Source organism: Methanosphaera sp. WGK6 (assembly GCF_001729965.1).
Taxonomy (GTDB): Archaea; Methanobacteriota; Methanobacteria; order Methanobacteriales; family Methanobacteriaceae; genus Methanosphaera.
In genome coordinates this window covers 13,016-26,730 of sequence record NZ_JRWK01000005.1, presented here as the reverse complement: position 1 = coordinate 26,730, position 13,715 = coordinate 13,016, and the positions used below count along the sequence as shown (strand labels likewise).

Annotated in this window: 11 protein-coding genes; 8 read left to right on the top strand and 3 right to left on the bottom strand. The window is 29.7% G+C overall.

The window, feature by feature from the left end; translation table 11 throughout:
• Nucleotides 1-257: 257 nt before the first annotated feature.
• The gene (locus NL43_RS03520; protein ID WP_069592669.1) at nt 258-1,181 is read right to left on the bottom strand and encodes a hypothetical protein; all 924 of its coding nucleotides are present in this window, start codon (nt 1,179-1,181) and stop codon (nt 258-260) included.
• 711 nt (nt 1,182-1,892) lie between these two features.
• Between NL43_RS03520 and mcrB the strand changes: the two genes are divergently transcribed.
• Genes mcrB through mcrA form a run of 4 tightly spaced genes read left to right on the top strand, consistent with a single transcriptional unit; the run spans nt 1,893 to nt 6,213 of the window.
• A complete protein-coding gene (gene mcrB / locus NL43_RS03515) occupies nt 1,893-3,221 on the top strand; it encodes a coenzyme-B sulfoethylthiotransferase subunit beta (protein WP_069592668.1) in 1,329 nt (442 codons plus the stop codon).
• A 17-nt stretch (nt 3,222-3,238) separates the two neighbouring features.
• A complete protein-coding gene (gene mcrD / locus NL43_RS03510) occupies nt 3,239-3,751 on the top strand; it encodes a methyl-coenzyme M reductase operon protein D (protein ID WP_069592775.1) in 513 nt (170 codons plus the stop codon).
• Nucleotides 3,752-3,757: 6 nt separating this feature from the next.
• The gene (gene mcrG / locus NL43_RS03505) at nt 3,758-4,555 is read left to right on the top strand and encodes a coenzyme-B sulfoethylthiotransferase subunit gamma (RefSeq protein ID WP_069592667.1); all 798 of its coding nucleotides are present in this window, start codon (nt 3,758-3,760) and stop codon (nt 4,553-4,555) included.
• Nucleotides 4,555-6,213 carry a coenzyme-B sulfoethylthiotransferase subunit alpha gene (gene mcrA, locus NL43_RS03500; protein WP_069592666.1) on the top strand — a complete coding sequence of 553 codons (1,659 nt, stop codon included), beginning with the start codon at nt 4,555-4,557 and terminating at the stop codon, nt 6,211-6,213. The genes mcrG and mcrA overlap by 1 nt, the downstream gene beginning before the upstream one ends.
• A gap of 417 nt (nt 6,214-6,630) precedes the next feature.
• Here mcrA and NL43_RS03495 read toward each other — a convergent pair whose 3' ends face one another.
• On the bottom strand, nt 6,631-7,920 hold the full coding sequence (locus NL43_RS03495; RefSeq protein WP_069592665.1) for a dihydroorotase family protein: 1,290 nt from the start codon (nt 7,918-7,920) through the stop codon (nt 6,631-6,633).
• Between the two features lie 132 nt (nt 7,921-8,052).
• On the opposite strand from NL43_RS03495, the gene NL43_RS03490 reads away from it, so the two are divergent.
• Entirely contained in the window at nt 8,053-9,168 is a 1,116-nt protein-coding gene (locus NL43_RS03490; RefSeq protein ID WP_069592664.1) for a nucleotidyltransferase family protein, read from the top strand.
• On the top strand, nt 9,159-9,923 hold the full coding sequence (locus NL43_RS03485; RefSeq protein ID WP_069592663.1) for a peptidylprolyl isomerase: 765 nt from the start codon (nt 9,159-9,161) through the stop codon (nt 9,921-9,923). The genes NL43_RS03490 and NL43_RS03485 overlap by 10 nt, the downstream gene beginning before the upstream one ends.
• A 37-nt stretch (nt 9,924-9,960) precedes the next feature.
• On the opposite strand, the gene NL43_RS03480 is transcribed toward NL43_RS03485, so the two are convergent.
• Complete coding sequence (locus NL43_RS03480) at nt 9,961-10,185, bottom strand: KEOPS complex subunit Pcc1 (RefSeq protein ID WP_069592662.1); 225 nt, start codon at nt 10,183-10,185, stop codon at nt 9,961-9,963.
• A 332-nt stretch (nt 10,186-10,517) separates the two neighbouring features.
• On the opposite strand from NL43_RS03480, the gene rplJ reads away from it, so the two are divergent.
• Together rplJ and ppsA are read left to right on the top strand one after the other, a co-directional pair.
• Nucleotides 10,518-11,003 (top strand): 50S ribosomal protein L16, encoded by a 486-nt coding sequence (gene rplJ / locus NL43_RS03475; RefSeq protein ID WP_069592661.1) that lies wholly within the window; start codon nt 10,518-10,520, stop codon nt 11,001-11,003.
• A 185-nt stretch (nt 11,004-11,188) separates the two neighbouring features.
• Nucleotides 11,189-13,489 carry a phosphoenolpyruvate synthase gene (gene ppsA, locus NL43_RS03470; RefSeq protein ID WP_069592660.1) on the top strand — a complete coding sequence of 767 codons (2,301 nt, stop codon included), beginning with the start codon at nt 11,189-11,191 and terminating at the stop codon, nt 13,487-13,489.
• The last annotated feature ends 226 nt before the right edge of the window (nt 13,490-13,715 follow it).

The following is a 13,715-nucleotide window of genomic DNA, read 5'->3' as shown; positions in this document are numbered from 1 at the left end:
ACAATCTTCTAAAGAAGAGTGTATATTAAGAATAAGATTTTCCAATCTTATTCTTTTTTTCTTTCAAATATTAATTAGTTTGTTTAAACAATAGGGTATTGTATTTTACATATTGTTTGTTGCATCTTGAACAAATTATGACTAAAATAATACAAATAGGGAATAGAATCATAGTATGAGAGTTTATCTTGACTAATGAATCTATACTTTTTATTTTTTTATCAAATTCTTATTTTCTATTTCATTTAAAAATTCTTTTATAAAAATTCATTAATTTTATCTATATTAAATAATTGGGGTTGTGTATCATCTGTGTAAATACCACTAATTTTATTCACACCTATTTTTAAAATATTGTTGAAGTCATTATTTTTATTTGAAGCATATTTAATTTTTAAATTAGTTTTTGGAAATATAATACGTAATATTGCTATAATTTTTCTCAAATACATGAGGGAGTATTGGGGATTATATTCATATGGTGAATCATAAAATGGATCATAGCCTACAATTTCAATTGTATCTGGGTTAATGTTTATAATATTGTCAATTGTATTTTTTAAGTCTATATGTGTTTCACAATTATTAATCATAAATTCACATACTATCTTAATTTTAGAAGTACTGTTTATTATTTTATATAGTTTATCTATTTGCTTCTTATTTTCTGCAAGGTTTCTTTGATTATATCTATTGTGATTTGTTAAACTAGAATCTATTATTAATGAGTTAATATGATGATTGTTAATTTTATAATAATTGGAAAGATTATTTAATTTTAAATTTAGTGGTATATCATAGTTTTTTAATATTTTAAGAATGTTTTCTAATTCAAAAAAATTAGATGTTCCTTTATTATAACAATTAATTGCAGTTATGTTATAGTCAAATATTTTTCTTAAATTATGATTAACAATACTTTGAATATATTTTGGATTATATTCTTTTTTAGATTCAGGTGTTTTATAACCACAAGTAGGACAATTATCTTTAATTTTATAAATTGTTGGATAATATATGCAAGTTTCAAGAGATATTGAGTTATGATTATGTTTATGGATAGTTGATGCTTTCTCATATAGTATGTTAAGTTTACGTTCATTTTTTTCAAGAAGTATTTTTGCAATGTCTTCTCCAGAAAAATTTCTTTCTTCAATATTATTTATCATGATTTTTATCATTTATTATCTCCATCTAATTTAACATCAATTGAATTTAAGTTAATTTTATTATTAATAAAGTATCTTGAATATTTTTTAGATATAACTAAAATTAATTCAGTGATTACTGGACTTAAAAAAAATTCATTATAGTTTATTTGTTTTATTTTTTCAAAATAAAAATTAAAAACATTTATATGTCTATTCTTAATATATATTTCAATTGTAAGAATATTTATTACAAATACATAGGGTATTATAAAATATTCATAATAATGTTTATATTTTGTATTACTTATGTCAATTAAACGTACTAATAAACGGTTATTAAATTACATCCTAAGTTGTATAATTATGTAAATTAATTACATTTGGAGTATTATAGGATATTAGGAGTATTATTCTTTGTATGAATATTTGAGCACAATTAAGGAAATGTATTTTTAGATAACAGTTGGAGGGGTATATTTCTGTTACTTAAATTTAATCCAAAAAATTCAATCAATTGGTTAAATTGAATTCTTTTTCACATAAAACATTATTAATTTAAATTAATGTAAAAACACGTGGTTATAATCTTGTTTCATTAAATATTTTTACCAACTAAGTATTTGATGAGCTGTAACAAGTATTATAATTGTGAAATTAGAAGAGATTTATGGAAATACAAACCCGGAATGAATATGATATTTTCATTTCTTAATGAATATAATTTAAGAGGTGTACATATAAATGCCAACATATGACGACAAAATAGATTTGTATGGGGTAGATGGAAAAATTTTAGAAGAACAAGTACCTCTAGAAGCAATAAGTCCATTAGTAAACCCAACAATAAAAAGTATTATACAAGAAATTAAGCGTTCCGTTGCTGTAAACTTAGCAGGTATTGAAAAATCATTAGCAAACGGAGCATACGGTGGAAAAGCTAACTTTATTCCTGGAAGAGAATTAGAATTAGACATTGTTGACAATGCAGATGCAATTGCTGACAAAATGACTAAAATCTTAAAAGTTAGTGACGATGATGATTTCAATTTAAAAATCTTAAACGATGGAAAACAAGTATTAGTACAACTTCCTTCCTCAAGATTAGACATTGCTGGAGATTACTCAGTAGCACCATTAGCAACAGGAGCAGCATTAGTTCAATCAATTCTTGATACATTCGATATTAACAAATATCAAGCTTCTGAAATTAAAACAGCAGCTATGGGTGGATACCCACACAATGTAAAATTAGGCGGAGCATTAACCACTTTATTAGGTCAAACAACTCACCTTGAAGGTTTAGGTTACAGTCTAAGAAACATTGGTGCAAACCACGTAGTAGCTATCACAAAGAAAAATACTCTTAACGCAGTAGCTTTATCTTCAATCCTCGAACAAACTGCAACATTCGAAATGGGTGATGCAATAGGTGCATTCGAAAGAAGCCACCTCTTAGGATTAGCTTTCCAAGGATTAAACGCAAACAACTTAGTTTATGACTTAGTAAAAGAAAACGGTAAAGGTACTCTTGGAGATGTAATAATAGCTTTATTATCCAGAGCATTAGATGACGGAGTAATCAAAGTAAAAGAAACATTACCTTCCGGATACAAATTATATGAACCAGTTGACTGGGCATTATGGAATGCATATGCAGCAGCAGGTCTTATCGCAGCTACCATTGTAAACGTAGGTGCAGCAAGAGCAGCTCAAGGTATTGCATCATCTATCTTATACTTTAACGATATCTTAGAATACGAAGCAGGTTTACCTGGAGTAGACTTTGGTAGAGTAATGGGTACAGGAGTAGGTATGAGTTTCTTCTCACACGGTATTTACGGTGGTGGAGGACCTGGTATCTTCAACGGTAACCACGTAGTAACAAGACACAGTAAAGGTTACGCTATACCATGTAACGCAGCAGCTATGTCCTTAGATGCAGGTACACAGATGTTCTCTGTAGAAGCTACATCCGGATTAGTTGGAGAAGTATACAGTAGTGTAGATAACTTAAGAGAACCAGTAAAATATGTTGCTGAAGGAGCTAGTCAAATAAAAGATAAAATCTAATTATGGAAGTTAAAAAAATGTCAACAGATGTAGATGAAACAAAAATAAATGTTATCAAAGCAACCGATGTGAAAATATTTCCAGATCGGATTCTAAAACCAAAAACTACTGAAACTATCTTAAGCCAAATAATGGAATTAGATGGAATTCTAAGAGTTTTAATTAATGGTGAATCATTACCTACAGTGGTTACTATGGGTCCTGCAAGAGGAGAACCAGTAAATCACACAGATAGAAAAACTATTAATATAAATGGTAATGAAGTTCCACTACGCGTATCTGTTGGTGAAATTATTTTAACAGTCCAATTAGACAATCTTGAAGATTTTGTAACAGAAGTCAATAATATTTTAGATGAAACTTTGAACTTTGGATATAATGTGTCAGTAGGTATCTTTACAAAGACAACCACATCAGTTTCAGATTATATGAAATATGGACAAGGTTTCGAAGATAAAATAGATTCAAGACTTATCGGATTAGTTGATCCAAATGCAAAATCATCAGAAACTATAAGATATATCAGGTGATTGTAAATGGCATATGACGTACAATATTACCCTGGAGAAAGTGTTATTGCAGAAAACCGTAAAAAACACATGAATCCAGATTATGAACTTAAAAAACTAAGAACTATTGCAGATGATGACATCGTAAAACTTTTAAGTCACAGAAACCCAGGAGAAGGTTACAAAACAGTACACCCACCTCTTGATGAAATGGACTTTGAAGAAGATGCAATGAAAGACTTCGTAGAACCAATCGACGGAGCTAAAAAAGGAATTCGTGTAAGATACATACAATTCGCAGATTCCATGTATAATGCACCAGCTCAACCATACGACAGAGCAAGATCATACATGAGAAGATTCAGAGGAGTAGACACAGGTACACTCTCAGGAAGACAAGTAATTGAAATGAGAGAATCTGACTTAGAAGAAACCTCAAAATTATTATTAGAATCCGAATTCTTCGATTCAGCAAAAACAGGTTTAAGAGGAGCAACCGTACACGGACACTCTTTAAGACTTGATGAAAACGGTTTAATGTTCGACGCATTACAAAGATATGTATTCGATGAAGAAACCGGTCACGTAGTATACGTAAAAGATCAAGTAGGAGTAGAACTTGACGAACCAGTTGATGTTGGAGAACCTTTACCAGAAGAAGAACTCAAAAACATCACAACCATCTACAGAAACGACAACGTAAGTTTAAGAGACGACGCTGAAGTTATCAAAGTAGTAGAAGAAGTACACTTTGCAAGAACTGAAGGTGGATATGGAATAGATGTATTCAATAAAGATTTACAAAGTAAATTAGGTGGTAACTAATGGATAATGATAAAAAATTATTCTTAAAGGCTTTACAAGAAAAATTCGATGAAGACCCTAAAGAAGAAAACACTAAATTCTACTGCTATGGTGGATGGGAACAATCCGCAAGAAAAAGAGAATTCAATGAAGAAGCAGTAAAAGCAATGGAAGAACGTGACGGACTACCATTCTACAACCCAGACATAGGTGTACCTCTTGGACAAAGAAAATTAATGGCATACCAAGTATCTGGAACAGACACATACGTAGAAGGAGACGACCTTCACTTCTGTAACAACTCTGCTATCCAACAATTAGTTGACGATATAAAAAGAACAGTAATTGTAGGTATGGATACAGCTCACGGAGTACTTGAACACAGATTAGGTGTAGAAGTAACTCCTGAAACAATCAACGAATACTTAGAAACAATCAACCACGCACTCCCTGGAGGAGCAGTTGTACAAGAACACATGGTAGAAGTTGACCCTGGATTAGTTACAGATTCCTACGCAAAAATCTTCACTGGAGACGATGACTTATTAGATCAATTAGATCAAAGATTCGTTATTGACATCAACAAAGAATTCCCTGAAGAACAAGCTGAAATGCTTAAAAAATACATAGGTAAAAAAACATACCAAGTAAGTAGAGTACCTACTTTAGTAGTACGTGCTTGTGACGGAGGTACAACCTCAAGATGGTCTGCTATGCAAATTGGTATGAGTTTCATTTCTGCATACAAATTATGTGCAGGAGAAGCAGCTATTGCTGATTTCTCATACGCAGCAAAACACGCAGACGTTATCTCCATGGCATCTGCAATGCCATCAAGAAGAGCAAGAGGACCTAATGAACCTGGAGGTGTAACCTTTGGTGCATTCTCTGATATGGTACAAGCAAGCAGAGTAACCGATGATCCTGCAGAAGTAACTTTAGAAGTTATTGGTGGAGCAGCACCATTATATGACCAAGTATGGTTAGGTTCATACATGTCTGGTGGTGTAGGATTCACACAATATGCTACTGCAGCATACACAGATGAAATCTTAGACGACTTCATTTACTACGGTAAAGATTATGTAGAAAACAAATTCGGTGGATTATGTCAAGCTGAAGCAACCTCTGATGTAGTAAGAGACATTGCAAGTGAAGTAACATTATACGGATTAGAACAATACGAAATCCCTGCAGCTTTAGAAGACCACTTTGGTGGATCACAAAGAGCAGCTGTACTTGCAGCAGGTGCAGGTTGTTCCGTAGCATTCGCAACTGCTAACTCAAACGCAGGTGTAAATGGATGGTACTTAAGTCAATTATTACACAAAGAAGGACACAGCAGATTAGGATTCTATGGTTACGACTTACAAGATCAATGTGGATCATCCAACTCACTTTCCATTAGAAGTGACGAAGGACTTATTCACGAATTAAGAGGTCCTAACTACCCTAACTACGCAATGAACGTAGGTCACCAACCTGAATATGCAGGTATCGCTCAAGCACCTCACGCAGCAAGAGGAGATGCATTTGCACTTAACCCACTAATCAAAGTAGCATTTGCAGATAAACACCTCAAATTCGATTGGACTCACCCAAGAAAAGCAATCGCAAAAGGTGCAATCAGAGAATTCATGCCTAGCGGTGAACGTGACTTAATCAACCCTGCTTTATAAGTAAGATGATTACGTTTATAAAATAAGGGCAATATAAGGGTATAGTTTATATATGATGTATTACATAAGTATAAACTGAAGTTTTCCAAGTAAACTTTAAAGTATTAAATATTTTAAAATAGTTTAGAAATAGGGTAGGCAAGGTACGATCTGTATTACTTAGGTAGACAAGGTACGACCTGCATTACTTTATTCAAAGAACTATTGTACTTTTTTACTAGGAAATAATAAAAAGGAACAAGTTCTTACTATGGAAACTTAAACCTTATATTTATTTCCTTTATTTTTTACTTTTCAATTTTCTAATTTTTATTTTAAAATCTAGTTCTATATTATAAAATAAGCTAATTTTTTTTTGATTATAAGATATTCTATTTATAAAAAAAAGGAAATATTTGGGAATATTTATTCTATTTTTTAATATATGTATTTTGTATCATGTTTGTATACTTCATCATTTTCACAGATAATATTTCCTCTATTTATAGTCATAATATTATTTCCTTTGTATGATTTATTTTCAAATGGACTGTATTTTCCATGGGTGTAGAATGTATCTATGTTAATTTTCCCAGTTTCTTTCATATCAAGTACTGTGATATCCGCATCATAATTTTTTGTTATTTGTCCTTTATTTGGAATTTTAAATATTTTTGCAGGATTAGTACTTAGTAGATTTACCACTTGTTGTAATGTTAAATTATTATTGTTTACTTCAGTTAATATTAATTTTAATGTTGTTTCAAGTCCTGGAATTCCTGCAGCACTAGTCCATGTGTCTTTTTCTTTTTCTTCTATTGTGTGAGGTGCATGATCAGTTCCTATACTATCAAATTCACTTAGATTATTTAATGTTATATTATGATTTTTATCTCTTAGTGGAGGATTTGTTTTTGCTTTTATACCATATGTATTGTATGTATTATTATCTAAGAATATGTGGTGTGGTGTGGCTTCTATGGATATGTTTATTTTTTCTCTTGCTTCATGTATAAGTTCTAGTGTTTGTCTTGTACTAATATGACATAAATGTAGTTGTAAGTCATATTTTTTTCCAAGTTCAATTGCTCTATTTACTGCTATGAGTTCTGCCAGTGCACTTCTTGCATAACTATATGTTATTGTTTTATGTTTATTTTCAGGATTTTTACTTAGTGTTTTTATATTATAATCGACTATTGTTTTATCTTCACAGTGTAGGCATAGTGGTTTGTTTGTTTGTTTTATGAAACTAAACATTTCATCTAGTTCTTTATTTGTATGTAAGTCCATGAATATTTTGTATGCTGCAGGATTTTCTTTTTGTATCTCTTCAACATCTTTTTGACTTTTTACTCCTGCTTGTAGTGCAAAGTCAACATATGATTTTTTTTTGCCTATTTCTTTTTTTTCTAGAAATGCGTTTCGTGTATCTGTGACGGGTATTGTATTGGGCATATCTATTATTGTTGTGTATCCTCCATGTGCAGCTGCTTGACTTCCACTTTCCCATGTTTCTTTATATGTTAATCCAGGGTCTCTTAGATGAACATGTGTGTCAATTAGGCCAGGAATAATTATATTTTCATGAATATCCATAATTTTATCAGTGGTTTTATCAGAGGGTAGTAATGAATTTTTTATATTTTTGATTTTTCCATTTTCAATAATGAGGTTTGTTATATTATTATCTATTGTTTTACAATTTTTTAGTATAATATTTCCCATTTAATGCACATCCTATTTTTTTAGTTGTATTATTTCTATATAAGTATTCTCTTTCTAAAAAAGATTTATTATATTAGTTTAAACATAACTTTTTTTATATAGTTTATATTATTAATTTAGTGTTGGTTGTTTATGGAAATTGATGAATTTGTTGAGAATAATTTGATGAATGATAGAAAACAATTTTACAAGGATTTAAAATTACATGGCTTAGAAATATTGGATAAAAAAAATATAACTCCTGTGATTGCAGACTTTACAGAATATTCTCCTTTACATAAGGGACATTTATTTTGTATGAATGAAGCTAAACGTTTACATCCTGAATGTTTATTTGTTGCAATTATACCGGGTCTTTTTGAACGTAATGGTAGAGGTTTACCATATATATTACATAGAAGAAAAAGAGCCCAACTTGCAATAGATGTGGGTGCAGATATTGTTGTAGAAGGACCACCTATGGGAATTATGGGTTCTGGACAATATTCACTTTGTTTGTCATTAATGTTCAAAGCATTAAATACTGATTATATTCCAAGAGGTTATATTAGTAATGACCCTAAATTTAAAATAATACTTGATTACATAAATAATGGTAAGGGTGTAGCACCAAAACCATATAAAATTATTTCTATGGAAGATAAAAAAGTGTTACTCGAAGGGAAATTAAACAATGATGATTATGTTATTGTATCCCTATCTAAATCATTAACAAAACTTAATTTTGATTATAAGGATAAATTTATTTTTATTCCAAGATTAGAAAATGTAAGTGGTACTAAGATACGTGAAAAAGTATCAAATAATGATTTCAATGATTTATCAGACATGTTGCCTGAAGAAACAATTTCAATGTTAGAAAAAGAAATTAATTTGAATCAAGCACCACTACATGATATAAGAGCAGAAAAAACATTATTAAATAATGTTAATTCTTTATCAAGGGATGATTTATTAAATTTAGCTCTTATGGATTCTAGTACCGTTGATAATATAATTAATAATAGACCTTTTGATAGTATTAATGACTTATCAGAAAATATTACATTTGGATTTAGTAGTCATAGAAAACAAAGAATTCTAAGTGTTTTAGAAGCATGTATTTTAAAGGATGAAGTACATAAATATATTAATAATTATCCACAAACGATTAGAATATTAGGATATAAAAATAAAGAAGTTCTAAACAAATTTAAACTTAATTTAAAAAATAATTTAATAGGAGATAATGGAATAATATGCCAATAGATGAAAAAGATTTTGTAAAATTAAATTACACTGGAAGAGTAAAAGAAACTGGAGATGTATTTGATACTACATATGAAGAAGTTGCTGAAGAAGCAGGTATCAAAAATGAAAACAAAGACTATGAACCTATGGTTTTAGCAGTAGGATCTTCTCAATTAATTCCAAAATTACATGATGAAATTAAAGAATTAGAAGTAGGAGACAAAAAAACAGTAGTTATTCCATGTGAAGAAGCATTCGGTAAAAGAGACCCAAGTTTAATTCAATTAATTCCAATGAGAGAATTCAAAAAACAAAACATTAAACCATTTGTAGGCATGCCTTTAACCTTAGAAGGAAATCCTGGTGTTGTAAGAACAATTGATGGTGGAAGAGTAAGAGTAGATTTTAACCATGAATTAGCAGGTAAAGATATTGAATACGAATTAGAAATAGTAGATACAATTACAGACAATGATGAAAAAATCAAAGGATTAATTAAAGTATACTATGGAAATCCAACTTTAGATGTTGAAAAAACAGAAATTGAAATAGAAGATGCTGTAGCAAAAATCACTTTAGATAAATTAGCAGGATTTGAACAAAGATCTGTACAAGAAGTAACATTATCTAAATTCAGAGTAGCTAGAGAAATCTATGAAAACATCGAAGAAATTGAAAAAGTTCAATTCATAGATGAATATGAAAAACCAGAACCAGAAGAAGAAACAGAAACTGAAGAAGCTCCTGAAGTATTATCTGATGATGAAGAATAAGTAATTAATAGGGATTTTTATCCCACTTATTTTTTTTTTAAATCATGGTAGAAGTCATTTCTATCATTTTTTCACAGTGAATTAAATCTTCAATAGTATTTAAAACACTGGTTATTTTCTCATTTTCAATATAACAAATAAGTTTATTGTCTTCAACATGAGATTCTATAAAATCAGTATTATCTGGATATAATGAGTTATATGCGATTTTTGCATATTTATTTTCAATATATGTAAAAGTTATTTTAGTTTTTATTTTCATAATTATAAATCCTATATTAATAATTAATTATATATTATGTTTTATTTTTATATAATAAAATTATATGAATGTTTTCTTAGAACAATACTAGATATTCTGTTTAATTAATTGTTTTATTTAGACTTTAATAATAGTATTATTTATACTATGAATTTTTATTAACACTATTTTTATATAATATCTTTAACATATCATAAACTAGTATATTCGAATTACATCATTCAATGATTAATTTGATTTTAAGAATACTATTTATTGTATTATTACTTAATATTTTTTAGATATTTTTTTTAAAATAAAAAAATCTTTTATTTAAAAGGAGGAGAATTTAAATGGTTAGACCATACATGAGAAAAGAATATATTAGAAAAATCCCAGCATCAAAAATTGTACAATATGATATGGGTAATTTATCAGAAGAATTTCCATTAGAAGTAAGTTTAGCAGTTAAAGAACACACACATTTAACACACAATTCTTTAGAAGCAGCAAGGATTGCTTCAAACAGATATTTACAAAGAACAACTGGTAAAATGGGTTACAGATTAAAAATTAGAACATACCCACACCACATAGTAAGAGAAAATCCTATGGCTACTGGTGCAGGAGCAGATAGGGTTCAAAGTGGTATGAGAGGAGCTTTCGGTAAAGCAGTTAGTTCTGAAGCTTTAGTAAGAGCAAACCAAAGAGTAATTACAGCATATGTAAATGTAAAAGATTTCGAAAGTGCAAAAACTGCACTTAACAGAGCTGCAATGAAATTACCAGTTAGTTGTAAATTAGTAATTGACAAAGGTAACGACCTTGTTCAATACTAAATAGACAAATTATAACTTTTTACAAAGAATATACAAAAGGATTTAATAATAGAATAAATAGTGGAATTTATATAACCCACGAATTTAACTAATTATTTCCTTCAAAAAATTAGTTTTAATCCTTTATAAGTTATATAAATAAAATTTCAGAAATAATGGAATAAATATTAAGAAGAGTGTTACATATGAATTATGTTGAATTTTTTGAACAAATAGGTAAAGAAGATATTCCTATTGCTGGAGGTAAAGGAGCAAACCTAGGTGAATTAACAAATGCGGGAATTCCTGTACCTCCTGGTTTTGTAATAACTTCAGAAACATACCTTAAATTCATAACAAAAACAGGAATAGTTGATGAAATTAATAAAATGCTAGAAGGCCTTGATATTAATAATACTTCGGAATTACAACAAGTAGCAGAAGATATTAAAGAATTAATTACAACAACTGAAATTCCTGATGATATCCAACGTGTAATAATTGAAGCATACAATGCGTTATGTGTAAATGTGGATTTTGATGATGTTGTAGTAGCTGTAAGATCATCAGCTACTGCAGAAGATTTACCTGATGCTTCATTTGCTGGACAACAAGAAACTTACTTAAATATCTCTGGAATAGATGATGTTTTATTCAATGTAAGAAAATGTTGGGCCTCATTATTTGAAGCAAGAGCAATATTCTATAGAGCAGAAAATGATTTTGATCATTCTCAAGTATTAATTGCAGTTGTAGTACAACAAATGGTAAATTCTGAAAAAGCAGGTGTAATGTTCACAGTTGACCCATCAACAGGTGCAGAAGAAATGCTTATTGAAGGAGCATGGGGTCTTGGAGAAGGAGTAGTGTCTGGAACAGTAACTCCTGATACTTGTCGTTATGATAAAGTTAATGATGAAATAAAATCATACAAAATAAATACCAAAAAAACCATGTTCACAAAAGATCCAGAAACAGGTGCTACTGTACAAGTAGAAGTTCCAGAAGAACTTAAAGATAAAAAAGTTCTAGAAGATAGTGATCTTGAACAACTAACAACTCTTGGTAGAAGAATACAAAAACATTATGGTGCTCCAATGGATACTGAATGGGGTGTTGAAAATGGAAAAGTATACATGCTACAAGCAAGACCAATTACAACATTAGATGATATAACTGATGTTGATGATGGAATTTCTTTAGATGACTCTGAAAGAGTAATTCTCACAAGAGGTTTAGGAGCAAGTCCAGGTTTAGTATCAGGTACTGTTAAAGTTATCAAAAACTTAGAAGAACTTGATAAAATACTTGATGGAGATATACTAGTAACAACCATGACAACACCAGACATGGTACCTGCTATGAAAAGAGCAAATGGTATTGTTACAGATGAAGGTGGAGTAACTTGTCATGCAGCAATTATTTCAAGAGAACTTGGAATTCCATGTGTATCTGGAACTGGTGAAGCAACAACAGTTCTTAAAGAAAATACAAAAATAACCATTGATGGTAAAAAAGGATTAGTTTATGAAGGGGACTTTGTAAAAGAAGAAGCAAATACTCAAGAAGTAACATCAACCCAACAAGTAGCAACACCATTAATTACAGTAACTGATGTAAAAGTAAATGTAAGTATGGCAGATGCAGCAAAAAGAGCACATGCTACAGGAGCTGATGGAGTAGGATTACTCAGAACTGAGCATATGATGTTAGAAACAGGAACAGTACCATACAAATTCATTGATGAAGGACGTGAAGATGAACTTGTAAAAGTTCTTGTAGATGGAATATTAAAAGTAGTTGATGTATTCTATCCAAAAACAGTATGGTATAGAACACTTGATGCACCAACTGATGAATTTAAAACATTAGAAGGTGGAGAAAATGAACCTGATGAAGCTAACCCAATGCTTGGTTGGAGAGGAATCAGAAGAGAAATAGATCAACCAGCTATTCTCAAAGCTGAATTCAAAGCTATCAAAAAATTACATGAAGAAGGTTATACTAATATTGGGGTAATGTTACCATTATTACATAAACCTGAAGAATTACATCAAGCTAAAGAAATAGCAAAATCTGTAGGTTTAGAACCTCATAAAGATGTAGACTTTGGTATGATGGTAGAAACACCAGCATCTGCAATAATTATAGAAGACTTCATAGAAGAAGGACTTGACTTTGTAAGCTTTGGTACAAATGATTTAACTCAATATACTCTAGCATTAGATAGAAATAATGAGTTAGTAGCAAAACATTACACTGAAGCACATCCTGCAGTAATTAAATTAATTAAAAGTGTAATTAAAAAATGTAAAGCTGCTGGAGTAACAACAAGTATTTGTGGACAAGCAGGTAGTAAACCTGAAATAGTGGAAATATTAGTAGAAGCTGGAATTGACAGTATTTCTGCAAATACTGATGCAGTTGATACAATAAGAAGATTAGTTGCTAAAGTAGAGAAAAAAATCATGCTTGAAGCAGCTAAAAAAACATTAAATGGTGAGTAAATATAAAAACACTCTTCACCTCCCATTTTTCTAATTTTATACTTTAATTTTTAATTCTAAATTTTTAATTCTATTTTTCAAAGTTAGTTTATTTAGTAAAAAAAATAGTGTTTTTTAAGTATTATTTTCAAAGTAAATTTTTAATTCTATGTGATACATATTTAATAATAGAATATTGATTGTGAAAGTTATGTTATACTAATCATAATTCAATTTTTATTTTAAG